Raw genomic sequence first — 24,829 nt, forward strand, 5'->3', positions numbered from 1 at the left:
ATGTAATTATCGCCGATCCAATTTCCGAACAAAATTCATTGATCTGCTAATTTCCCAAGATAATATGTCAAAATCCCATAATCACTAGTTCATCAAAAATGGAATGATTAAGAAGATTAGAAATCTTTGCATCTGCTTCGCTATTTCTCCGGTCGCATTTCTGATTGTATGGACGATGCTGGGCGAAATAGGCTCTTTGAATTCTATCCACATCGAAGAAACGATGATGGAAATGATTTCGACCCTAGGAATTGTTGTGACAGTTACATCAGCTACTGGCGCAGTTATAGCCCAAAAGAGAATGCACAGAATGGAGGCTTATGAATTTGAACGAAAGTAAGGATAAACCAGTCGGAGCAGGACAACCCGATAACTCGCCCGCACACCCTAAAAATCAATCGGACTCCTGAGCCTTGTGGGCTCGTTGTCTGGTCTCCACGTTCAGGAAGCTTCGAAAAAGAGAAACTCCTTCACTGTAGATTTTCGCCGCTTATGTGCGCTTATCCGCTCCGACGGAACAGAAAGAGAGAAATATATAAGCGTAGATCAGCGAAAATAAGCGGTCTCCAGCTATGCTGGATCTTCCTCTTCCTTCTATTTTAGAAAGTTTCATGAGCACCGAAGCCAACTACCACGAACAAGTCGATTGTGGACAACTCCATTCGCGCCTCCGTCACCCCCCATGCCGCCTCTTGATGTAACGTAAGAAGAAATGAACCGCTTTGCTACAGTTCAAGATTTACCATCAATCGCAGACCTTCGCTTTCGAATGTTTGATGAAATAGGCACCACCGGGCAGCTAACCGATAATTTCCTCTCAAAAACTATAAATTTCTACACAAGTGAATATGAAAACAAAGTATGCATTCATGTTGTGTCCGAAAGCGACAACTCAATCATTGGATGCGCAGGAGGATTGATACGGAAAGATGAGTTCCTTCAGGCTTCCTTCAAACAACCGAACTATGGCTACCTAATGGACGTCTACGTCCTTCCCAACTTCAGAAGAAAAGGAGTCGCGAGATCTATGATCGAAATGCTCTGGGGATGGTTTGAAGCATCAAACATTTCGACAGTAAATCTAGACGCATCTCGATTAAGTGGCGACCTCTACGAAAAATTGGGGTTTAAATCTTCAATCCAGATGACAAGAAAGATAAACACATAGCTCGCCGATGGAGATAACGGCTAAGGTCTGAACTCCCCTCGACGTTCGAAATAGAGATGACCCAGGAGAGAACGACATATCATTTTGAGAGACCACGCTCCCAGAGAGTCGGCTCTGTCCTCTGTCGCCTCCCTCTCGGTTTGGTCGGATTATCTCTCGCCGCAGTATGGGTCTTTGTCCTCACCATGGGATCTTGGTGGGCCATATTTCCATTGATTGTCTCTCTATTGTTATCATACGGATTTTTGTATTCTCTGGTTAGATACATACTCTTCCCCCATGAGAAAATGTGTCTAGCTATAGAGGAGAGAGGTATCGGTTTTGGCAAAACCGAACCTGATCTGTGGATTTTTTCAGATGGGATCGATTCCCTCGTGAAGAAGAAAGACGGATGGTATGAGTTACATCACGTTAATGGGACTTTTTTGACCTTCCCGTCGGACATCATCGATCATTCGGATGTTGATTTTATTCATCAGAAAATAGATTCGAACAAGGCCAGTGCAGCCAATCCCCGACAAGCTTCACGTTCTGGAAATTGCTGCCTGGCGACGTCATGTCGAAAATGAACAAAAAGACATTGGCAAAGATCGCTGTTCTAACCGCGACAGTTTTGAGCTTGATCGCCATTCTGGCAGCCGAGGCGATTGTTTCCGGCCGAAGTGACGGTTACGTTCATAGCGAAGTAACGGATTTGCCGAACTGCGATACTGCATTGGTCCTAGGTTGCTCTCCGGTTTTGAGCGATGGCAGAGAGAACTTGTTCTTCAGATACAGGATCGAGATGGCCCATGAACTCTACAGATCCGGCAAAATCCATACATTGATAGTCAGTGGTGACAATCACAGTGTCGACTACGACGAGTCAACCGCGATGAAAGAGGCGCTCGTTGAGCTCGGAGTGCCCCAGGAGCGTATTTTCTGCGACTATGCGGGATTCAGCACACTCGACTCGGTTGTCAGAGCGAAAGAGATTTTTGGACAAGACGAGTTTGTTGTCGTCTCTCAGGAGTTCCACAATCGCAGAGCCGTGTTCATCGGTCGTAGCAAAGGACTGACGATCCATGGGATCAACGCGAAGGAAGTCGTGATGAGGCATTCGATCAAGACGAAGATCAGAGAGAAGTTGGCCAGAGTAAAAACAGTTCTAGATATTTGGGTTTTCGGCAGAGAACCCCGGTTTTTAGGCGAGAGAATCGAAATCCAGAATACATGACCAGTCGGCCCATACGCAGCACCCCCCTCCACTTCCCATGGAAGCACCTCCCGTCCGAGCAAGAGAGTACTCTTGAGGGTAGACCTGAAGAATCCATACGACCTCGATCGAGAAAAATCCGCTATTTTAGACCGGAATGTGTTGCTCCCTTTTCCGTTCGATCTTGATTCTCAGCTGCCCCAAGTTCTAACTTGCCAACGAGCGAACTGGCTTTCTAAAATGGGAGCAAGATCGACTCAAATTCATCCTGCACCCTCCCTTCCTAGCCTAATTTAGCTGAACGAGCTCTGATTCGATCCTCTCCCATGGTAACTATTATTCGCGTAGTCCTTCTCGCTTTGATCAGTTTACCACCACTGGCTTATTCGAATTCCGGGGCGCTGATCGTCGTGGGGCTTTCCGGTGACAATCGAATCGCTGAACAGCATAAAGAATTGGCCGGACGCACGGCGGAAGCTCTCAAAGAACGCGGTATTCCCGAAGATCAGATACGCGTGCTCATCACCGGGGTGACGAGGCAGAGTATTCTGGATGCACTGGATGAACAGCTCAGCCACACGGTGCCCGGCGACGAATTTTGGCTCGTTTTACTGGGGCATGGCGGATTGGGCCGCGACAATGAACCACTATTTCAAGTTCGGGGCCCACGCTTGAAAGCCACTGATCTACGAGAGGCACTCCTTAAATATCCTAGTCTGCGCCCTGTCGTCCTGCTCGGTTTTGATCGAAGTGGTGGCTTTTTGCCCCATTTCGAGGCTCTTCCCGCGTGGGGAATCACAGCGACCTCCAGCGCCGCGGAACGCAATTTACCTCGTTTCACTGCCTATCTAGTCGAAGCATTGGAGGATTCGCCGCAGGCGGATATCCCCTTGTTGACGGCTCGCGCGGCCGAACGCACTCAGGACTATTATGAGAGCCATCGTCTCGCCCGCACCGAAGAAAGCCGTCTTTACGATCCGCAGTCGGGAGAGTTCTTGCAGCCACCCTTCGGCGTTTCAGATTTGCAGGCCGAAGCCGGGCAGACGACTCCGGCCATAGAAGCGTTTTCCGAATTATTGGCCTCGGAAATCGAAATCCCGAAATCCAATAAGGAGGAGCGGTTTACCGAACTGCCGGCGAGTGAAGAAACACGAGCGTTGATCGCCGAGGCGAAAAAGGCTCCCAACCCTGCCCATTTTTCCGGCCTGATATTGCGTCGAGAAATCGAGCTTACCGTCACACCGAGCTATCAAGCGACCCGGCGTGAGCGCTTACGGGTCTACCTCGCCAATGAGGACTCCTTTGATCAGTGGGCGAACTACCAATTACCAATGAATCCACCGGTGCAGATGTCTCGCATCGAGTCAGCTCGGTTAATTCTGCCAGATGGCCGTTCGCGTGTGATGGGGAGATTCCCCGAAACCGACGATAATTCCAACCAATCCTCGATCAACCAGCTCTATTTTCCCGGAGTGGAACCAGGCTCTCTGGTTGAAGTCGAATTCGTAACGGATTCAAGGGCTCGACAGGATATCCCCGCCTATTACACCGAGATTCCCCTCCAACTCGGTCTCCCCATCCTATCCAGCGAAATCACCCTCAACCTACCCGCGGACGAAGCATTCCACTTTCACCTGGCCAATCTCGACACCGCACCGACGAAAATCGAAGACGAGCAAAGCAGGAAATACACTTGGCAAATGAACCCTCTACCCGCCTACGAACCGCTCCCCTACGATCCTGACCCGAGGGAGTGGGCCGGATGGCTGGGCGTCTCTTCCATCCCCTCCTGGGAGCAGTTTACAGACTGGTTCTCCCGCATCTCGGAAGGAGCCTTTGAGGCGAGCCCTGAGGTGGTTGCGCTTGCCGAATCCATCGCCGCGGATCAACCCGACCAAGAAGACCGCATACGGGCCGCCTACGAATATGTGTCCGCAATGCGTTACACCGCCATTGAAATCGGCGTTCAGGCCTTTCGGCCACGCACTCCCGGCCAAGTGCTGGCGCAGGGATACGGCGACTGCAAAGATAAGGCCAACTTGCTCACGGCTCTCCTTCGAGAGATGGACATCCCGGCACAAATCGCCCTGATCAATCGCTTTTCATTCACGGAACCTGAATTCCCGGGCTGGCAGTTCAATCATGCGATTGCCTACGTTGAGCCGACCGAGAAGCACCCCGGCGGGCTCTGGCTCGACGCTACTGAAAGAACGACCTCTTACGGAGAACTCGCCCCGGGCAATGCTGGCCGCCAAGCGCTGATCATCGATCAATCCGGCGAGGGAAGATTCCGTCTCGCTCAACCGGACTCCCGTATAAAGAAGCTGGAAACTTGGACATTGACCCCAGACGAAGGCCGTTGGTCGGCGATCTACAACCGCGTCCTCGACAACGCTCTCCAGCGTCAGATCAGCGGAAAATCTCCCCAACAGCGAAATTACATTCTACGGGCGTGGATCAAGGCTTTAAATCCTTCCAGCCAATTTGAGATTCAGACCGTCTCCATCCTCGAAGAAGACCATACCGATCCGGCGATCATTCGTGCCCAAGTCTCCCTCGCCGACGGAACTCTTCCCCAGCCCAGTATTCCTTGGCGGGACGCTTTTCTCTCTCCTGTCCGCGACCGCCCGCTCCAGCTTGGTGAAGCACCCACTCAGTATACGCAAGTGATCACGATGCCTGCGCCCCCGGCAGAGTCCCTGCCGGACGATTTTCGAAATACAGTAGGTTCCGACTATATTGATTGCCGCATCATTTGGAGCCGCTCAAATCAGGACGAGATCCTTCGCTCCGCCGTCATTGAAATCCGCGAACCCGTCATTCCTTCGGAAGCGTATCCAGCGGTTCGGAAGGCTTTCAGGGAATGGTGGCAGCAGCTCAATTATGATTTCGCACTCATCTGAATATAGAACCGTGCTCTCAGAAAAACTATATTCACACAAGTCAGCCTGAAGCAGGCATCACTACTATTATCCATGTCACAATCGCAATTATCCGAACCTGCATCCGAAACGGACGCCTCCCTCAATGAACGCGACATAGAGTTACTGCGAAACGCACCCGAGCTTTACCATCAAATCTGCAACGAACTCGGCAAGCGTATCATCGGTCAGCGCGATGCGATCCGGCATCTTTTTATTGCTCTGATGGCACGCGGGCACTGCCTCATGATTGGTGTCCCGGGCCTCGCGAAAACTCTTCTCGTGCAAAGCTTGGCCGATATCCTCGACCTCGACTTTCAGCGCATTCAATTTACGCCCGACCTCATGCCGGGTGACATTACGGGCTCCGAAATTCTCGAAGAGGGAGACGATGGCAAGCGCTACTTCCGTTTCGCCAAGGGTCCCCTGTTTATCCAACTTCTGTTGGCCGACGAGATCAACCGCACGCCCCCCAAAACTCAGGCTGCGCTCCTTGAGGCGATGCAGGAAAAACATATCACCGTAGCTGGACACACTCATCAGCTTCAGGCCCCGTTCTTCGTTCTCGCCACCCAAAACCCTGTTGAACAAGAAGGCACTTACACTCTACCGGAAGCCCAACTCGATCGCTTCATGTTCAACCTCACGATCGATTATCCCTCCCATGAAGAGGAAGTCGAGATCCTCCTCTCGACCACGGTGGATCGGAACGCCACCCTCAGCAAGCTGCTCGATGCTGATCGCATCCTCGCTCTCCAACACGCAGTGCGCCAAATTCCGGTTCCGCGTTCGGTAGCTGACTACGTAGTCCACCTCGTGCAAGCCACGCGCCCGGATCATCCGGACTCGCCCGACTTCATTCGCCGCTACTTACAATGGGGTGCTGGCCCGCGAGCTTCGCAAAACCTCGCATTGGCTGGAAAAGTTATCGCCATGCTCGATGGCCGATTCAATGTCGCCAAGGAAGACATTATCGAGGCGGCTCCTCTCGTTTTGCGCCACCGCCTATTGACCAACTTCCATGCTGAAGCCGAGGGCCGAAAGGTGAACGACTTGATCGCAGACCTCATCCGCCATATCAATTGATGGAGTCGGTATTTCAGTCGAGATCCCCTGCCGAGCCGCGGTCGAGCGAAGTCCTTCGGCACTCGCCCGGCAAAACGTCCAAGCACGCGCCACAACGATCCCGACTGCCCAAAGTCAACCCCATCGACATTGGATTACTCGGGCAATTGCCAACCCTTGCCCTGCGCGCCCGGTATCTGGTCGAAGGTTTTATCAGTGGCAAACATCGCAGCCCTCTCACCGGACACAGCGTTGATTTTTCCGAATATCGCGCCTACCAGACCGGCGACGAATTTCGCGCCATAGACTGGCGTCTCTACGGCCGCACCAACCGCTTGTCCATAAAGGTCTACGAAGATGAAACACAGCTGAATGCTTGCCTGGTGCTCGATTGCAGCGCCTCTCTGGCCTACCAGAGTCGCGAGCCTCTCATGACCAAACTCGACTATGCGCGCACCTGCCTAGCCGCACTCTCCTTACTCATTAAACGCCAGGGAGATGCTAGCGGACTCGCGATTATATCGGATGACATTGATCATTACCTACCGGCCTCGGCCCGACCCAGTCGATTCTATGAAACCTGCCAGAGACTCGACGCCATCGAGGCCAGCCCTGATTCTGCATTTGCCCGCAATCTCGGGCGACTCAGCGAGCTACTGAAACAGCGGTCCCTAGTCGTCATCGCCAGTGACTTTTACGAAGAGCCCGAACATCTCCTCCGAGTTCTAAACCGCCTCCGCTTTGATGGTCATGACGTGATCGGCCTCCAAGTACTCGACCCCGCCGAGATCGAATTCGATTTGGAGGAACCCGGTCAGTTTATGGATCTGGAGCAGGGGCAGATGATCGCACTTTCCCCGGAAGAAATTCGCGAAAGCTATCTCCAGCATTTTCGGGCCTTTCAAGGGGAACTGCGTCGCGAATTCGTCGACGCCGGCTTCGAGCTGATTACACTACGCACCGACCAGTCGCCAATGGAGGCGCTCTCGCTTTACCTGGCCCGTCGCCTATAGCCGTGATCGCCCCACTATTTATACTAGCCGGACTGGCGGCGTGCGGCGTCCCCATCGCATTGCACTTCCTGCGCCCTAAACCGCGGCGGATCATCCCCTTTCCCACTTTGCGATTCCTCCGCCCTGCGGCACAGCGGGAAAGTCGCCGCCACAAAGTCCTTCGTTGGCTGGTACTCGCATTGCGATGTCTCGCACTGCTGCTACTCGGCCTCGCCTTCGCTCGACCCCTCTTCAACCAGACTCACCCCGGTAGCGGCCAGGCCGTCGTGGTCGTGGTCGACCACTCCTTCAGCATGCAAACGACGGATCGTCAGCGCGAGTTGACCGAATGGGCACTGAAGCAGGTCGACGACCTGCGGTCCGATGCGAACGCCGGAATTCTGCTCGCACAGGAGCGCCCCCAATGGGCGGTGCCGTTCGGCTCGCCATTATCCACGGTGAGAGCGGAGCTCAGGAATCAGAAACCCGGATATGAGAACGGCGGATACCGATCCGCGATCCGATTAGCAGCCGAGCGACTCCGGGAGAGCCCAGCCCGGGAACGACGTCTCGTTTTGCTCGGAGACCACCAAGAGCTCGCCTGGCAGGAAGTTGACTTTGACCAACCTCTACCAGCCGGGATCCAGCTTACTCTTCCGCCTACGCCGAAGTCTCCCGTCTCACAAATTGCACTCACAAAGATCGAAGTGCTGGAAAGCAACAAAGACCGGTCCGCGGTGGTATCGATCATGCCCTACGCAGTTACGGAAGCAGCACACACCGTGACCCTCCGAGTCGACGGCGAGGTCTTCGAGACCCAAACCCTCCAATTGATGCCTGGGCAAGCGGCCCGCGTCGCCTTCAACTTGCCAGAGGACAGCGATCCAAATTGGCTGGAGGCCAGTATTGATTCGGACGACTTGCCCGCCGACAACTCCATTTACACCGTGCTGCGCAAGCAACAGATCGACCTGCAGCTGACTCCAGCGAATGAGAACGTTGACTACCTGGCGATCGCTATTGATGCCGGATCTCGCACCAACCAACGCCCTATGCAAGTAGTCGACTGGCCCGAGGACGAATGGCCGAACGAGAACACGGCTGTTTTGCGCGGCGAATCGGCTTTCCAAGGAGCTGAATTGGCCAAGCTTGATCGCTTCCTCTCCCGAGGGGGACGAGCGATCATGTTTTACGACGGAGGGACCTCTCAGAAAGAGTGGTTGCGAAGCCATGGCATCGATACCGCTCCGGTGGAAACTTCAGCCTCCGGCACAGACCGCCCCCTCAGCTTGCGGGACTGGGATCTCGCGCATCCCTCAATGATACCTTTTGTCGATAGTGATATCACCCCTCTCCTTCAACTCCGCTTCGAGGAAGGCCAAAGCCTTTCCCCCGAGCAGGTCTGGCCAATCGCACGTTGGCCAGACCGGACCGTCGCTTTAGCAGAAGCAAACATCTTGGGCGGCACTGTGGTAATCGCCGGATTTGAGGCCGGGAGTAGCAGCACCCTTGTCCGCAGTGCCTCCTTTCTTCCTCTGGTTCACGGGTTGGCCAGCTGGTTATCTGGTCAGGAAGAAACAGCGGAAAATCTAAGCACTGGTAGCGTCCTTCAACTTTCATCGGCAGGTCAATGGCAAGCTATGGCAGGTCCGGATTCAGGCCACTCCACTACAGTCGGAGGACACATTCAACTGACGACACCGGGGGTTTTCCAATTTCGAGGCGAAAACGGCGAACGGTTATTCTATGCGGTCAATGTCCCCACACAAGAATCGGATCTCCGCCCTTGGGTGACTACATCCGACTTTGCCCGACTGCAAGACCGCGAGTCGAGCCCCCAAAATCAAGCACAACTTCTATCCACTTCCGAGTCTTCGACATTCGCGTGGTGGGCACTCGCCTTAGCCATCGTCCTGATCGTCGCCGAAGTTCGTCTCTCCAACCAAACCGCCCGATGAATCCCCTTGAACATTTGCGTACTGCGAGCCTCCAGCGGCGTCTCCGCCTTCCTTTATGGCTTCTCATTACTGGACTGGTGTTGGCCTTGGCAGCATTTTTAGTCTCACCGTCGGGTTTTCTCCCGCTCCTGCTTTGGCTGGCTGCAGTGACCGTGAGCCTGTTGGGAGCCTGGCTCGCCTACACCTGCATCCGCCCCAACGAGAACGAGACAGCACGTCGATTAGACGCACAACTGAATGCCAAAAATCGCTTTGAAGCTGCGGCGGAGCTTTCCTCTCAGACTTCGCCGATGGCAGTGGCGCAGCGACAAGAAACCCAAAGCCGCTATTCCGACCTCAAAAAGGCTCCTGCTGTGGCTGCATGGGCGATGTTCGCCCTTGCCTTACTCCTGATCTCCAACCTGGGATTTCTCATTGGCTGGGCGGTCACGATCCCCTCCTTTCAACCCGTGCCCGAAATAGACGAACTGCCTACAGCTGCCGTCCCCGAACCCACGGCGAAGATCGAATGGATATCTCCCGAAGCGGAGACATCCGCCACATCGCTGGAGGTGCTCCCCCTTACCGCAAACGCAACGTCGAGTTCGGGTCTCGAAAACCTGGAACTGGTGGTCGCTGTCAACGGGCAGGAACAAGAGCACTTATCCATTGAAACGAATCTGTCTGAACCTGGTAGCTCTGAGTTGGAGATCGATGTCTATCTAGATCTGTATGAACTCGGCCCCTACGACATGGTGACTTATTTTCTCAAGGGCCAACGCATCTTTGAGAAAGAGTTGATGCCGACGGTATCCGATTTACAATTCGTGCAGATTCGGCCCTTTCGCAGTGACGTCGAACGCGTTCAATCAGCAGGTGGCGGCGGACCTTTGGAAGATGCTTCCAACCTGATGAGAGAACTCAAACTGGCCCAACTAACCCTGTATAAACAAAACTTTCTCCTGGCGCATGCGGATCGTGAAAATGACGTGTGGCCGGACGAAAACAGGAAGGTTGCCTTGGAACAAGCGAGCCTCGTAGAGAAGACGATCGAAGCGATTGACTTTCTCACCGCAGAAGGTGCCTCCGCGGTAATTGTAGACCTACTGTCCCAGTCCAGACCACTTATGGACGAAGCCGCGGAGTCTATTACCGCGAGGAAAAATACTTCGGCCCTCCCACCTCAGGGACAGGCACTCGGCAAACTCACCGAAATCGAGAAGCATATTCGCAAGCTAATCATCGAGTCGAAAGGCTCAGGCTCGCCCTCGCCTCCTGAGGTGAAAGATCCCTTCGCGGATTCAGAAAAATACCACCTGCCCCCGCGCGAGGAAACCTCGGCGGGCCAACTGGAGCAGCTCGCTCAAGAGCAAGAGACGCTCATCGAGGAATTCGATGAGGCAAATTCCAAGGAAGTTGCGGAGAAGCAAGAGGACATTGCTCAAGAATTGGAGAGTATGATCCAAAACTCCGGTATGTCACCCGAGATCAAAGCAGCTATGCAGACTGGTTCCGATTCCGCGAAAGAAAGTCTGGAACAACTCGAGGCCGGGGATCCAGGCGCAACCCGGGAACCCGCTACACGTGTTTTGAATAGTCTAAATGAGGCCATTCAAAAAATGCACATTGAAGCGCAGACGAAAGCCCGGGACCTACTCGCCGAGACCCAACGTGAGCTGAACGATGCGGCACGCGAGCAATCAAGTTCACCTCAAAACGAACGCGAATCCTCACCTAAAGAATCGTCGCAGAACGAGTCGAATCTGGCGAATCAGAGCGATCCCAGCAAACAGCGGGCCTCCGACGATTCCGGACGAGGCGAACAGCCAACTTCTTCGGGAGGCGACAATGGGAGCGACACCACTGGCGAAAACAAAAATCTCAGAAGTGCACAGGCAATTGCTCAAGCCAGAGAAGCTTTGCGTCAAGAAGCTTTGCGGCAGCAGCAATTCGGCTCAGAAGAATTCGCGCTCTTGCTCGCAAAACTGGCTGAACAAATGGATACCGGGATTACCAATCTGGACTCCCCCCAAGATCCGTCGGCGATCCTAACCTCGTTGTCCGACGATACGGCTAAAGCGCTTTTCACCATTGAGGACAGGCGAGAAGCCTTGACGATGACCCGCAATCTCTTGGAACGCTCGGCTGCCAATTTAGACCGATTATCGCAGACAATACCGAGTGCAGAACACCCTGTGGCAGTGGATGAAGCAATCGGTGATCTTCTCACGGCTGCCCAGATGGCCCGCCTACTACTCCGATCGCCGACAGCTGAGAATGCCTCCGAAACGCTTTGGCAAGATCTTGGCACTGGAGACCGCGGTGCCCAAGGAGTTAGCTGGGACAACATTAGGCCCCCGGTCGAGTCACTTATCGCAATGCTCAACAAAGGAATTTCGGGCATGACGCGTGATTCTATCATCCGGATAGACACCGCAGGCGCCGCGCCCGAGGCCTATCGCGACGCGGTCTCCGCATACTTTGAACGCTTATCCGAAACCTCAACAGACTCCGAATGATGCGAACGCTCTTTTTACTTTTCGCTTTTATCTGTCTAACGCCGTCAATGACGACCCTGCAGGCACAGGACACACTCGAACCGCGCGCTGGCGAAGTCTCCTGGGCCCGTTTGAAAACAGACTACAGACATTGGAATCGCCACTCTTCAGCAGAACCGACCATCGTAAATTTTATTCACGACCATACGAATCTCGATATTGAGTCCACCTGGGTGGCCGCAGACATTGATCATCTCGATCAATTAATCCGCTATCCATTCTTGTATTCGGAGGGCATTCACACCGTGACGAAACCCAAGCAACTCGAAAATTTACGGGAATATCTGCTACGGGGAGGATTCATCGTGATGGATTCGTGCATCAATCCCGAAGTCACAGAAGACCCCGACGCTTTTGTCGTCGATCAGATCGCGAAGGTGCAGGAAATACTGCCCGGCGCTACCGCAAGAGCGCTTCCCCGGGATCACATTATCTTCAGGATATTCTTCAAAATCGAAGGCGGGGCACCACACTCCTATATGAACAGCGTTTACGATCCCGAGTGGGAGAAACACGGTTTCTACGCCATCTATTTCGAGGATGCTCCCGTCGCGCTTGTCAGCGTCAGTGGATTGAAATGTGGATGGGCAGGCCTTCAGACTATGCCGGGGCATGATGTGCTCTGCAGCCAGATGATGGTCAACATCTATGTCTGGGCGATGACCCAATAGAAGAGTCACGCGGACATGGATACGGTCGAAACATTTACTTGGGAATTTGGAGGTCCTCTGGCGGGTATACCGGTGCTCCTCGCCTTTTCCCTTCTATGTCTCGCTTTTATCGGCAGCTTGATTGTCGTCTGGTGGTCCTACCGAAACGCCCTCCGCCAGCTTTCGCTTCAGCGTCGATGGACGCTGTCGACCCTGCGCCTTCTCACGCTCGCAACACTTTTCTTCTGCTTGGCCAATCCAACACGGGTGGATCGGACCTACCTCGCGGAGAATGAATCGCCGAAAGCAATCCTTCTCATCGATCATTCCGCCAGCATGACCATCGCGGACAACCGCGGACGGACGCGACTTGACGACGCAGTCCGCACTTGGCGCACCTTCGCGAATCAGGCGATTGACCGCTTTGGCGAGATAATTACTTACCATTTCGACTCCGACCTTCGGAACGCGCCCCGAAGCGAACTCTATCCCGAACAAATACCCGGTCCAGACGACACCCAGCTGCTCAAAGCGTTGCAATCCATAATGGATACAGAAAAGCCAGAGGCGATCTTCGTGATCACCGATGGTCTGGACACCAACGATTCTCAACAGGACGAAGCGTTGAACTCCATTTTCCAGAGCACCGTCCCGATATCATTCATCACCGGAGAGAACCGTATTGCAGAAGAGAAAATGCTAACCCTCCGCGAATTCGACTCGCCGGAAGAAGTGCTGCGCGACACGGCTTTTCCGGTTCGATGGGTGATTGAAGCACGACTCCAGAGAAACAGGAGTCTGCCTATCACGCTCCAGGTCGATGATCAAACTGTGATGACCGCGGAGCTGTCTCTAGCGTCCGGCTACAACCTGCTGCCGTTGTCCGCAACCGTCACAAGCGGGCAACCTGGTGAGCGAGTGCTCACGCTGACGGTCGGGGACGACAGAGAGTCGAAAACCTTCCGCCGGATTGTCTCCGTGGGGAGTCAGCGGTCGACTCGTGTACTTTATTATCAGGGCACCCCCGACTGGGGTTTCCGCTTCACAAAAGACATCTTTGCCCGTGAGCCGAGCATTGAGTTGACCTCTGTCTTTAAGCCGACTGATGAGATGACCGTGATCTCCGGACAGGACGAGGTGGATGAACTGCCGGAACAATCGCAGGCTCTAGCTGGTTTCGATGTGGTATTACTCTCTCAAGTTCCCTCCCGTCAATTGACCCCCGCCCGCCAGAAAGCGCTTCAAGAGTATGTCCGCCAAGGCGGGGGCCTCCTGCTTTTACTATCCGACGCCGACCAGGCAGAAGCACTCAGGCGATCAACGCTTGAATCGATTCTGCCCGTATTCCTGGAAGATGCTGAGCCGCCTCCGAATGGAGGCGACACACTGCGAAATCAAATGCGTCAGCTTCGTCAAACAGGAGGCGGAAAAGCGATCCAGCTGCACCCCTTTTCAATAGTCGAGAGTTCTCGGTATGCTTATATTTTTGGCAATGAGGATAGGGAGGAACAAGTCATCCCCTGCTTTTTCACGGCAGCCCCAATCTTCCGAGCCAAGGCGGGCGCGGATATTCTCGCCCAAGATCCCAGTGAGAAGGACTCAGCGGGGCGAAGCGGCATCTTGCTCGCCATCCAACGTTTCGGCACAGGCCATACAGCGGTCCTAGCCACGGATTCCCTCTGGCGTTGGAAATTGGCCGAGCCCAGCGATTCGAAAGCACCCGAACAATTTTGGCAACAACTGCTGCATACCGTCGCCGGTGCTGGCATGGGCTCCGATGCCTTACATTTCGTGCGACTCCCAGTAGAGGTACCCGTGGGCGAACCGATAAATCTAAAACTGAATGCCGGGCCGGACATGGACGATTCCTTAGAAGTCGTCGCAACTAGTCCCGAGCAGGAGGATTTTATACTTACCCCCTTAGAAAAAGATAATCCGGACGTCCGCGAAATTTCTTGGACCCCGAAAACACCCGGCGAGTGGACAATTTCCGCAAGCACCGCGGACACGAAAACACGCCAGTTCATCACCGTAGGCCCACCCGCTGTGCCCAAACCGGATCGAGCTCACGAGAACGTTGATTACCACTTATTACGGAGCCTCGCATCCGCCACTGGCGGCGACATGCTGGAAATCGGAAGCAAGCCCGGATGGATGAACCGGACAGATGACGGTCCGACGATTCTGGATGAAAGGCGAATCCCCCTTTGGAGCATCTGGCCGTTATTCTTACTCGCCACTGCATTCTATCTTTTTGAACTAAGCCTGCGGCGCTATTGGAAGTTGCTGTGAGCCGACCATATTTTTAAACGGGATGGATACGCCTCTACCCTACCTATGCTACCTAAGTTCACCTCGGAGATTTTCCATAGCCATGATAAAAAATAGAAAACGATTGCGGTAGGGATCGACTTCGGTTGGAGGGATCTATTGCCGTTGTGCTTGGGCAAGGCTGAAGCCGTGCCCCACTGGGAGGGCGATGATTCCTTTCTCGCGCGCCGTCGACTGTGAATCCCGCAGATTGCGTGTGGGATTTTTCGATTTCGGTCTTTGCTTGCCTTCACCTCAACGAAAAATCGCTCTCTTGCGTTCGCTCCGAGGCTATGAGACGCTATAAGTTTCGCTCTAGGGAGTCCGATTTGAGGATCACGGAAGAAACGTTTGTAAAGATCGCGTCCTTTTTGGGAGAATCCTTCAAATCCTCGCCGAAACGGCTCTCGCCAATTCGAAATTGGCCCGGTAGGTTTACACTGAGTCTCTCCTTGCGAGAGCGACTACCTCTATCAAAAAGAACACATGATTTTTCAGGAAAAGACTATCACCCACATGTTGGGTGCCGAATTTACCCCCACGACTCCCGACGACCTCGTCACCGCGCTCAAGATTGCCAAAGGCGAACAGGACAAGTTCCTCGCCGAGCTCGATGAGATGCAGACCAAGGGCTTGATCGTCCGCTTGAAGCGCGATCGCCTCTGTCTGCCCAAGGACGCGGATCTCGTCACGGGGATCATCTATTTTCGTCAAACCGGAAAAGCGACGGTGCGCCCGGACACCAAGACCTATCAGGCCTCCCCAGAACCGGTTGCCATTCGCTCGGACGATACGGGCCTCGCCATGCACGGCGATCGCGTCGTGGCCCGCCTCGATTCGGACCGCCCGCGCCGCGGACGTCACGGCAAGGGGCGCAAACCCAAGGATACGGGCAACCCAATCAACAAAACGGGCCGCGTGATTCGCATCCTTGAGCGCGCCCGGACCAGCCTGCCCGGGACTTTAAAGAAAGCACGCCACGCATTTTACGTCATTCCCGACGATCCCCGGATCATTCAGGACATCATCGTCCCGAGCCCCGGCACCGAAGGAACCCCGAAAGCCCGCGTCGGCGACAAAGTCATCGTCAAACTCTTTGAGTGGACGCAGCGTCACATGAACCCCGAGGGCGAGATCGTAGAAGTCCTGGGACGCACCCATGAGCCGATGGCCGAGTACAAGGCCATCCTCCACAAGTTTGATCTGGACCCGGATTTTCCCGAGGAGGTCATGCGTCAGGTGGAGAATGTGCCCGATAAAGTTTCGGCCAAAGCCGCCGAGGGTCGCCTCGACTGCCGGGATCTGATGACCCTGACCATCGACCCGGACGACGCGAAGGATTTCGACGACGCCATCTCCCTCGAGAAACTCGACGACGGCAACTGGCGGGTCGGAGTCCACATCGCCGACGTCAATGCCTACGTCAAGCCAGGGTCGCCCCTCGATATCGAAGCGTCCAAACGCGGGAACTCCACCTACCTGACCGGGACCGTCATCCCGATGCTCCCGCACAAACTTTCGAACGGCATCTGCAGTCTGGTCGAGGACGAAGACCGTCTGACCAAAGCGGTCTTCCTCGATTTCACACCGCAAGCCCGGCTCGTGGCCTGGCAGTTTGCCAACACCGTCATCCGCAGCAACAAGCGCCTCACTTACCGTCAGGCCTATGCGATGATGACCGAGAGCGATCTGGAACAGATCCGCAACGCTCCGCTTCCGCCGAAGCATCAAACGGGCTCCATCGGGCGAGATCTCAAGAGCCTCAAGAACGCCGAGCTACAGGATCTCCGCAAGACTGTCCGCAAGCTCTGGTCCTTCGCCGAGAAGATGCGTAAGGGGCGTATGAAGGACGGCAGCCTCGATCTCGACATGCCGGAGGTCAAAATCTTCGTCGACGAGACTGGCGCCGCCGATCGAATCGAAAGCATCCACAACGACGAAAGCCACCAACTCATTGAGGAATTCATGCTGGCTGCGAACGAAGCGGTTGCGAAGGAAATCAAACGCCTCAACATTCCCTGCATCTACCGCGTCCACGACGAACCCGACGCGGAGAAATTGGATGAATTCCGCGAATACCTGGCCACCGTTGGCATCACCGTTGGCGATCTTTCGCGTCGTCGCGAAATCACCAAGATGCTCAATGCCATCAACAATCACCCACAGGCCTACACCCTGCGCATCCAATTCCTGCGTAGCCTCAAGCAGGCCTGCTACCGGGCCTCGCCGGATGGTCACTACGGACTCTCCAAGAACGACTATACTCACTTCACTTCGCCGATCCGCCGCTATTCGGACCTCATCGTCCACCGGGTCTTTGAAAACCTTCTCCTGAAACGAGGTATCGACAGTGCCCCCGAGAACCTCGGGATCGTCTATACCCAAGCCAAACTGGAGTCGATCGGCGAACATCTCTCGATCACCGAGCGCAACAGCACTGACGCCGAGCGTGAGTCGGTGAAGGTGAAGCTCCTCGAATACTTCGAACGGGAGATGGCCAAATCGGGCAAGAAAACCGTCTTCGACGCCGTCATTACCGACGTCAAGAATCACGGGATGTTCATCGAGCTCTCCCAGTCCCTGGCCTTTGGGCTCGTCCACATTTCAACTTTGCGCGACGACCACTACAATCTCTCCCCCGACGGCACAAAGCTGGTCGGCAAGCGAAAGGGACGCGTCTATCGCCTCGGCCAGACGATTCCCGTCGTCACCGAACGGGTCGACCGCTTCAAGCGCCAGATCGACTTCGCCCTCGCAGAGTAAAAGGATCGCCAAGGTAGCGCGCCATGGCCTCATGGCGCACCCAAGTTTCGATTCAATCTACCCACTCTGATTTCCATTCCGAAAAGACGCGGGTTGGGCCAACCCGCACTACCTTGCGAATCCTTGTGCCGCCCTGTGGCCACCTAATGCATCCTTTCCTATTCAGTTCCAGGTTCCTCGGTCTTTTCGAATCTGGCCTCGTCGTTCCGAAATGATCGAACTATTGGACAAATCCAGATCCCGCGAATAAATTCCGGCATGAACCTTAAGCTGAAGAACAAGTTAGCACTCGTCACTGGAAGCACCGCTGGTATCGGATTCTCGATCGCACAGACTCTCGGCAAGGAAGGTGCCAATGTAATCGTCAACGGACGCAAGCCCGCCGATGTCGAGGCGGCAACCGATGAAATTTCTCAGTCCGCCAAAGGTGATGTCTTCGGTTTCGCCGGTGATCTTTCCCAACCGGAAGTCGCGGAATCTCTCCAATCTACTTATCCAGAAGTCGACATCTTGATCAACAATCTTGGTATCTTCGAGCCCAAGCCATTTCTCGAAACGCCCGATGAGGATTGGAAACATTTCTTCGACGTCAATGTCCTCAGCGGCATCCGTCTCACCCGCCTCTACCTTCCGCGGATGCAATCCCAGAATTGGGGCCGCATCATCTTCATCTCCAGCGAGAGTGGGATGAACATTCCTCAGGAGATGATCCACTACGGCGTCACCAAATCAGCCCAGATCGCCGCCGCGCGCGGATTAGCCGAGAGCCTCAAAGGCACGGGAATCACCGTGAATAGTGTGCTGCCCGGACCAACAAAGTCCCGAGGAGTTAGCGAAATGCTCGAAAAGCAGGCGCAATCCTCCGGGAAATCGGTGGAAGAAGTGGAATCGGAATTCTTCGATAGCGCCCGCCCCTCTTCCCTTATCCAACGGTTTACTTCGCCCGAAGAAATCGCCAGCACTGTCGCCTATATGGCGAGTCCACTCTCCTCGGCGACGACCGGAGCTCCGATTCGGGCCGAAGGCGGCATCGTAAACAGCGCTTTCTAGTTGGCGGTTGGTCGGTGGTCGGTGGTCGGTGGTCGGATTTATTTTGCTGGAGATGCGCGGGGACACAGGCGAATGGCACTAGTTTAAGAGGTTGTATGGAATGGGAACCTCCCCACCCCCGACATAGTCGGGGGTCCCCCCCTCCTACTCGTAGGAAGGAGTCAGAAAATTACAGAAAGACTCCTCCCCTGCTACAGGGGAGGGGGACCGTCGCCAGACGGTGGAGGGGTTCCTCTTCAAAAGTCGCCAATATCAAAATTTCCCCGCTAAAACCCTTAAACTAGTTCCATTCGAGACACAGGCTGGCAGCCTGTGATACTTTTGGTTTCTTCTGGTGGCGCTCCTGAGAAAAGAGGTCGTTGCCACTGGGCGCTGGCCATTCGATATTCTCTGTCCCTCTGCCTTTAGTGACGATTGGCGCGGTTCATGAGCCAGATGCCGATCCCGAAGTAGAGGAGATTGGGGATCCAGATGAGGAGCTCTGGGGCTAGGACCGGCATGTCCATAAACCAGGTGGCGATGGTCAATAGGAAATAATACAATAAAGCCAGTCCGAGAGCGACTCCCAGGTTGGTCAGGGTTTCCTTGCGACCGACGCGGATTCCGAGAGGAACCGCGACGATGACGAGGGCAAAAATGGAAACCGACATCGCAAAATTCTGCTGAATCTGCACCCGGTATTTCAGCGAGTTCTCAGGGTCCTCTGCGACACGCTTCCGCAACTCGCGAAAGGTCAGGTAGGACGGTTTCTGGGTAAACTTGGAACCGCGATCGAGGATCCGGTCCAGCTCAAGGCGCACTCGAAACTCGGCAAAGGATCCGACTCCGCTAATCCCGGGAGTCGTATCATAAAGCGGATTCGGTTCACGCACCTCCGTGCTGCCATTGAGCATTGTGAGGAGAATCGTGGACTCCTCACGGAGAAATTCGATATGCGCATCATTGGCCTCGGCGTAGCGCTCGACCCTCCCCTCGTCGTCGATCTGCCAGACCTTGAAGCCTCTCATCTCATCATTCACCCTCTCGCGGACATAGATGATAAAGCCGGGAAAATCGCTGATAAACTCCCCCGCTTTGAAGAAGCGCAAAGGATCTTCCTCCAAGCTGTTGGCCAGCTTATCGCGGTAAGCACCCTTATTTTTGGGCCCCAACTCATTATTGAACCAAGCCGAAAAAACGCATCCAATCAGGGCAACGAGGAAGACGGGGCGAGCAATCGACCAAACACTCATACCGCTGGCCTTCATCGCCAAAATCTCTCGGGTCGACGAAAAACGACCCAGTGCGAGCAGAATGCCTGCAAGGAATCCCAGAGGAAGCGCGTAGACCGCCACAAAGGGAATCATGAGCCAAATGATCTGAAAGAAAAGCCGGAGCGTGATCTGGCCCTCGACCAACATTCCGATGGCGCCGCGGACGGCATTACCGGTGAGGAAGACAAAAATAAAGACGCCGACGGCACCCAAGATGAAGAGAGCGACCTCCACCAAAAGATAGCGATGGAGCTTCCCCATCAGGCAACTCTCGCTCTAAAATCTACTTCTGTCGATGAACCAAGACTCATTCCGTCTTCAGCCGCCGAACTTATCCCATGCCTTTCTCAGACGTCGATACTTATCAGACACCTCGGCGCTATTAGAAAGAGCTAAGCGGAAGCCGCCGATGCCATCAAGGAATCCGAGCTTTAAAATAAAGCCTTTCAGGAAACACCCCCAAGCATGACCGACCTGATCGAAATAAGTCGCCCGCATCCCATCCCGGAAAGCCTGAGAAGCCCACAACTTCGAATAACGCTGTGAACGGGTCTTACGTTCTGCCCAATTCCTGTAGCTGTAATGCTCCAGTCGGGTGAGAAAATCACCCTCGATCCCGACGACCTTCACTGATTCGTGAACGTCTCTCTCCTCCATCGTCCACTCGGTCCGGCGAAAGAAACGCAAATTCCAATCGGGATACCAGTTCCCATGGCGAAACCGCTTCCGACCGATCCACGTGGTCCGATTGATGCGATAACCATTCGTTTTCGGATCGGCCTCCACACAATTGCGAATCTCTCCGATGAGATCGTCTGGAGCGATCTCGTCCGCATCGAGCCAAAAGATCCATGGCTGGGTGGCAGCTTCAAAGAGCTTCTTGCGGGTGGTCCCGAATCCTTCCCAGTCACCTTCGATAACCGTCGCGCCGTGTTTTCGGGCAATCTCCACCGTTTTATCCGTGCTCCCGGAGTCATAAACGATGACTTCTTCAAAATCGGCCAACGGGGCCAAGCATTTCGGCAAATTCTCTTCCTCGTTCTTGGTGAGGATACAAACCGATGCTTTAATAGTTTTCACGATGGTAGATGGGAGCGAATGAAATCCTGAATATTAGTAGACGTTGCCTCAATCGGAAACTTTACAATTTTTTTAGCCTTTAATTCCTCCAATGAGGGATGGGTGACGACCAATCCGGTCGCCTTCTCGATGGTCTCGGGGAATTTGGCGGGATGAGCCGTGGAGAGAATGATCGTCTCCTCGCCCTCACGCCGATCCCAGGAAAAGCCGCAAGCGGTGTGCGGATCGACCACGTAGTCAAATTCCTGGTGGACTGAGCGGATAATCCCCTCGATCTCTCCGTCATCGGTCGCCGTGCTCGTGAACCCCCATCCTTCCGGTGCGGGCAGCTCGACCCGCCCCGAAGAAGCGAACTCCTTCATCCAGGAGGACACCTTGGACGAATCGCCATCAACCCGGTAGTAGAGAAAACGCTCAAAATTGGAGGCGACCTGGATGTCCATCGACGGGGCCAGACTGGGCCGAACATCGCCAACCTCATACCGCCCGGTGGAAAAGAAGCGATGGAGAATGTCGTTCTGGTTCGTCGCCACGACAAATCCGGACGCCGGCATCCCCATGCGATAAGCCATCCAACCGGCGAGGACGTTGCCAAAGTTGCCGGTAGGCACGACGAAGCGGATTTTCTCCCGACGTTCAGCCGGAATCTTCAACGCCGCATAAATGTAGTAGGCGCACTGGGCAAGAATCCGCGCGAGATTGATCGAATTCACGGCAGACAACCCACACTCGGCCCGGAAATCCTGATCCCCAAAGACTTCCTTGAGGGACTTTTGCGCGTCATCAAAACTGCCCTGAATGGCGAGGGGGAAGACGTTTTCAGCCTCAGTGCAAGTCATCTGCCTCTCCTGAAGCGGAGAGACTCGACCGTCTGGATATAGGATGAAGATCGACACCCCCTCTTTTCCGAGAAGACCATGAATCGCAGCGGCTCCGGTATCGCCCGAGGTGGCCCCGAGAACCGCAATCGAACGACTGTCGCGGGCGATTTGCTTCTCGTAGAGTTCCCCAAGCCACTGCAGGGCAAAATCCTTGAAAGCCAAGGTCGGCCCGTGGAACAACTCCAAAACCGACAGCCCCTCACCAAGCCGACGCAGGGGTGCCGTCTCCGGATCGTCGAAGGAGGCGTAGGCATTCTCCACCGTCTCCCGCAATTCCGCGGAATCGGTGTCCGTCGCAAAATGAGAAAAGAGACGGATGCAAAGTTCCGGATAGGACAACCCTTCCCACGAAGAAATCTCCGTTGCGAGATCGGGCAGCTTTTCCGGAACGAAAAGTCCCCCGTCCGGGGCAAGACCGGTAGAAACCGCTTTCTGAAAACTGACCGGCTCAACGCCGCCGCGAGTGGAAACAAATTTCATCGTAGATTCCTCGGATTTGGATGGCTTGTCTGAGGGATATCGAAATGGCTCTCGCCATTCCGCTCCAAACCATTTCTCACAAGAGAGAAAGAAATATCTCGAAACTCCTTTCCTACTCGTAGGAGTGAGGGAGTCGCGTCAGCGGTTGGGGAGGTCTCTCCCGTTTCGAAAAGATTGGACGATCGATCTGGACCCGAAAATGCGCGTGCCTGCGGCGCCCCCCTCCACCGCCTGACGGCGGTCCCCCTCCCCTGCAAGCAAGGGAGGAATTGGGGTGATGGTGATTCTGGAGTATCTGACTCCCCTCCTACTCGTAGGAGGGGGGGACCCGCGTCAGCGGGTGGGGAGGTCTTCCCCGTTTCGAATAGATTGGACGATCGATCTGCACCCGAAAATACGCGTGCCTGCGGCACACCCCTCCACCGCCTGGCGGCGGTCCCCCTCCCCTGCAAGCAAGGGAGGAATTTGGGTGACGCTGATTCTGGAGTATCTGACTCCCCTCCTACTCGTAGGAGGGGGGGACCCGCTTCAGCGCGTGGGGAGGTCTCTCCCGTTTCGAATAGATTGGCCGATCGATCTGGACCCGAAAATGCGCGTGCCTGCGGCACACCCCTCCACCGCCTGGCGGCGGTCCCCCTCCTCTGCAAGCAAGGGAGGAATTTGGGTGACGCTGATTCTGGAGTATCTGACTCCCCTCCTACTCGTAGGAGGGGGGGACCCGCGTCAGCGGGTGGGGAGGTCTCTCCCGTTTCGAATAGATTGGCCGATCGATCTGCACCCGAAAAGCTGCGTGCCTGCGGCACACCCCTCCACCACCTGGCGGCGGTCCCCCTCCCCTGCAAGCAAGGGAGAAGTCTTACTAGAGGAAGATCTGGGCTATCCGACTCCCCTCCTTCTCGTAGGAGGGGGGGACCCGCGTCAGCGGGTGGGGAGGTCCCCCCGTTTCGAAAAGATTGGCCGATCGATACAAACCTGAAAATTCGCGTGCCTGCGGCACACCCCTCCACCGCCTGGCAGCGGTCCCCCTCCCCTGCAAGCAAGGGAGGAGTTTTACTAGAGGAAAATCTGGACCATTCGACTCCCCTCCTACTCGTAGGAGGAGGGGGACCCGCTTCCGCGGGTGGGGAGGTCTCTCCCGTTTCGAATAGATTGGCCGATCGATCTGCACCCGAAAAGCTGCGTGCCTGCGGCACACCCCTCCACCGCTTGACGGCGGTCCCCCTCCCCTGCGAGCAAGGGAGGAATTGGTGAGGTTGGATTTCCGGAGAGACCATCATTTCCACGGGCGGAAGCGCCTCACTCTTTCGACGAGTCTTCCGCCAAACCAAAGGCCGCATGGAGAGTGCGCACGGCTTCCTCAGCATCTTCGATGCCGATGACGACCGAGATCTTGATCTCCGAGGTGCTGATCATCTGCACGTTGATCTTCTTCTCGGCGAGAGCGCGGAAGAGCTTGCCAGCCACCCCGGTGTGCGAGCGCATGCCTACGCCGACCGCCGAGAGTTTGGCGATGCGATCATAGGTCGAGATTTGCGCCTCGGGAAAATCCTCCTTGAGGGCCTTCACGGCGTTCTCGGCCCGGAAGGCGTCATCTTCCGGGACGGTGAAGGTCAGGTTGGCCCGACCCTCGCGGCCGAGGTTCTGAACGATCATGTCGACCAGGACCCCTTCTTCCGACAGGGCCTGGAAGATGCGTGCGGCGGTCCCCGGACGATCGGGAATGTCGCTGATGACAATCTTAACTTGGTTGCGGTCGAGAGCGACGCCACTGACGGCGACGTCTTCCATGGAAACAACTTCTTCTTTCACAATCGTTCCGGGTTTGTCGTTAAAGCTGGAGCGCACTTCAAAGCGGACTCCATATTTCTGGGCGAATTTGACGGCGCGGGTCTGCATGACCTTAGAACCACTGCTGGCAAGCTCAAGCATCTCCTCGTAGGCGATTTCATCGAGCTTGCGAGCATCGGGGACGATACGGGGATCCGCGGTGAAGACGCCTTCGACGTCGGTATAAATCTGACAAAGATCAGCATTGAGGGCCGCTGCGATGGCGATCGCGCTGAGGTCCGACCCACCCCGGCCGAGAGTGGTGGTCTGCCCATCGACGTTCGCACCTTGGAAGCCGGCAACGATGACAACGCTGCCATTCTTCAGCTGCTGATCGATATCTCCTCCGGAAATCTCCAAAATCCGGGCACGGGTATGAGCGGGATCGGTGAGAATACCAGCTTGGGCACCCGTGCGGGAGACCGCGGGAATCCCCAACGAATGCAACGCCATGGTCGTGAGGGCGATCGTCTCTTGTTCCCCCACGGCGAGGAGAAGATCCATCTCCCGCTCGTTCGGGTTGGGGTTGAGAGCTTTGGCACGGGAAATCAATTCGTTGGTAACACCGGAACGCGCCGATACAACGACCACGACCTCGTGCCCCTCATCCCGGGTGCGGCGGACCCGATCGGCGACTTTGCGGATGCGCTCCACATCGCCGACGGAGGTCCCTCCAAATTTCTGAACAATTCTAGCCAT

At 55.1% G+C, this 24,829-nt stretch carries 16 protein-coding genes; 12 read left to right on the plus strand and 4 right to left on the minus strand.

The genetic code is table 11. From position 1 onward, the window contains the following. Positions 1-103: 103 nt before the first annotated feature. From H5P30_RS21360 to H5P30_RS21415, 12 genes are all read left to right on the plus strand, one after another. On the plus strand, positions 104-340 hold the full coding sequence (locus tag H5P30_RS21360) for a hypothetical protein (protein WP_185694950.1): 237 nt from the start codon (positions 104-106) through the stop codon (positions 338-340). A 372-nt stretch (positions 341-712) separates the two neighbouring features. After that, entirely contained in the window at positions 713-1,168 is a 456-nt protein-coding gene (locus H5P30_RS21365) for a GNAT family N-acetyltransferase (RefSeq protein WP_185694951.1), read from the plus strand. A gap of 565 nt (positions 1,169-1,733) precedes the next feature. Next, the gene (locus H5P30_RS21370) at positions 1,734-2,384 is read left to right on the plus strand and encodes a SanA/YdcF family protein (RefSeq protein WP_221774434.1); all 651 of its coding nucleotides are present in this window, start codon (positions 1,734-1,736) and stop codon (positions 2,382-2,384) included. A 305-nt stretch (positions 2,385-2,689) separates the two neighbouring features. Then, positions 2,690-5,266, plus strand: coding sequence for a DUF3857 domain-containing protein (locus tag H5P30_RS21375; protein WP_185694953.1), 2,577 nt, complete (start codon positions 2,690-2,692; stop codon positions 5,264-5,266). Between the two features lie 72 nt (positions 5,267-5,338). Further along, positions 5,339-6,370: an AAA family ATPase gene (locus H5P30_RS21380; protein ID WP_185694954.1), complete on the plus strand. Its 1,032-nt coding sequence runs from the start codon at positions 5,339-5,341 to the stop codon at positions 6,368-6,370. A 146-nt stretch (positions 6,371-6,516) separates the two neighbouring features. Beyond that, positions 6,517-7,362, plus strand: a complete 846-nt coding sequence (locus tag H5P30_RS21385; protein WP_185694955.1) for a DUF58 domain-containing protein — start codon at positions 6,517-6,519, stop codon at positions 7,360-7,362. A 2-nt stretch (positions 7,363-7,364) separates the two neighbouring features. After that, on the plus strand, positions 7,365-9,299 hold the full coding sequence (locus H5P30_RS21390) for a BatA domain-containing protein (RefSeq protein ID WP_185694956.1): 1,935 nt from the start codon (positions 7,365-7,367) through the stop codon (positions 9,297-9,299). Further along, on the plus strand, positions 9,296-11,797 hold the full coding sequence (locus H5P30_RS21395) for a hypothetical protein (protein ID WP_185694957.1): 2,502 nt from the start codon (positions 9,296-9,298) through the stop codon (positions 11,795-11,797). Before H5P30_RS21390 ends, H5P30_RS21395 begins: the two co-directional genes overlap by 4 nt. A 47-nt stretch (positions 11,798-11,844) precedes the next feature. Then, the gene (locus tag H5P30_RS21400) at positions 11,845-12,507 is read left to right on the plus strand and encodes a DUF4159 domain-containing protein (protein WP_185694958.1); all 663 of its coding nucleotides are present in this window, start codon (positions 11,845-11,847) and stop codon (positions 12,505-12,507) included. A 15-nt stretch (positions 12,508-12,522) separates the two neighbouring features. Continuing rightward, entirely contained in the window at positions 12,523-14,778 is a 2,256-nt protein-coding gene (locus H5P30_RS21405) for a vWA domain-containing protein (protein WP_185694959.1), read from the plus strand. A gap of 504 nt (positions 14,779-15,282) precedes the next feature. Beyond that, positions 15,283-17,559 (plus strand): ribonuclease R family protein, encoded by a 2,277-nt coding sequence (locus tag H5P30_RS21410; RefSeq protein ID WP_185694960.1) that lies wholly within the window; start codon positions 15,283-15,285, stop codon positions 17,557-17,559. Between the two features lie 258 nt (positions 17,560-17,817). After that, positions 17,818-18,609 carry an SDR family NAD(P)-dependent oxidoreductase gene (locus tag H5P30_RS21415; RefSeq protein ID WP_185694961.1) on the plus strand — a complete coding sequence of 264 codons (792 nt, stop codon included), beginning with the start codon at positions 17,818-17,820 and terminating at the stop codon, positions 18,607-18,609. Positions 18,610-19,013: 404 nt separating this feature from the next. Here H5P30_RS21415 and H5P30_RS21420 read toward each other — a convergent pair whose 3' ends face one another. The 4 genes from H5P30_RS21420 to H5P30_RS21435 form a co-directional block, all read right to left on the minus strand. Beyond that, positions 19,014-20,123 carry an LptF/LptG family permease gene (locus tag H5P30_RS21420; RefSeq protein ID WP_185694962.1) on the minus strand — a complete coding sequence of 370 codons (1,110 nt, stop codon included), beginning with the start codon at positions 20,121-20,123 and terminating at the stop codon, positions 19,014-19,016. A gap of 57 nt (positions 20,124-20,180) precedes the next feature. Further along, a complete protein-coding gene (locus H5P30_RS21425; protein WP_185694963.1) occupies positions 20,181-20,942 on the minus strand; it encodes a glycosyltransferase in 762 nt (253 codons plus the stop codon). After that, positions 20,939-22,303 carry a threonine synthase gene (gene thrC / locus H5P30_RS21430; RefSeq protein ID WP_185694964.1) on the minus strand — a complete coding sequence of 455 codons (1,365 nt, stop codon included), beginning with the start codon at positions 22,301-22,303 and terminating at the stop codon, positions 20,939-20,941. Before thrC ends, H5P30_RS21425 begins: the two co-directional genes overlap by 4 nt. A gap of 1,296 nt (positions 22,304-23,599) precedes the next feature. Then, the gene (locus H5P30_RS21435; RefSeq protein WP_185694965.1) at positions 23,600-24,829 is read right to left on the minus strand and encodes an aspartate kinase; all 1,230 of its coding nucleotides are present in this window, start codon (positions 24,827-24,829) and stop codon (positions 23,600-23,602) included.

Source organism: Puniceicoccus vermicola (assembly GCF_014230055.1).
Taxonomy (GTDB): Bacteria; Verrucomicrobiota; Verrucomicrobiia; order Opitutales; family Puniceicoccaceae; genus Puniceicoccus; species Puniceicoccus vermicola.

Coding starts and splice junctions, on each gene's coding strand:
- H5P30_RS21360 (WP_185694950.1), top strand. CDS start 104: ATGATTAAGAAGATTAGAAATCTTTGCATCTGCTTCGCTATTTCTCCG.
- H5P30_RS21365 (WP_185694951.1), top strand. CDS start 713: ATGAACCGCTTTGCTACAGTTCAAGATTTACCATCAATCGCAGACCTT.
- H5P30_RS21370 (WP_221774434.1), top strand. CDS start 1,734: ATGAACAAAAAGACATTGGCAAAGATCGCTGTTCTAACCGCGACAGTT.
- H5P30_RS21375 (WP_185694953.1), top strand. CDS start 2,690: ATGGTAACTATTATTCGCGTAGTCCTTCTCGCTTTGATCAGTTTACCA.
- H5P30_RS21380 (WP_185694954.1), top strand. CDS start 5,339: ATGTCACAATCGCAATTATCCGAACCTGCATCCGAAACGGACGCCTCC.
- H5P30_RS21395 (WP_185694957.1), top strand. CDS start 9,296: ATGAATCCCCTTGAACATTTGCGTACTGCGAGCCTCCAGCGGCGTCTC.
- H5P30_RS21400 (WP_185694958.1), top strand. CDS start 11,845: ATGACGACCCTGCAGGCACAGGACACACTCGAACCGCGCGCTGGCGAA.
- H5P30_RS21405 (WP_185694959.1), top strand. CDS start 12,523: ATGGATACGGTCGAAACATTTACTTGGGAATTTGGAGGTCCTCTGGCG.
- H5P30_RS21410 (WP_185694960.1), top strand. CDS start 15,283: ATGATTTTTCAGGAAAAGACTATCACCCACATGTTGGGTGCCGAATTT.
- H5P30_RS21415 (WP_185694961.1), top strand. CDS start 17,818: ATGAACCTTAAGCTGAAGAACAAGTTAGCACTCGTCACTGGAAGCACC.
- H5P30_RS21420 (WP_185694962.1), bottom strand. CDS start 20,123: ATGGGGAAGCTCCATCGCTATCTTTTGGTGGAGGTCGCTCTCTTCATC.
- thrC (WP_185694964.1), bottom strand. CDS start 22,303: ATGAAATTTGTTTCCACTCGCGGCGGCGTTGAGCCGGTCAGTTTTCAG.
- H5P30_RS21435 (WP_185694965.1), bottom strand. CDS start 24,829: ATGGCTAGAATTGTTCAGAAATTTGGAGGGACCTCCGTCGGCGATGTG.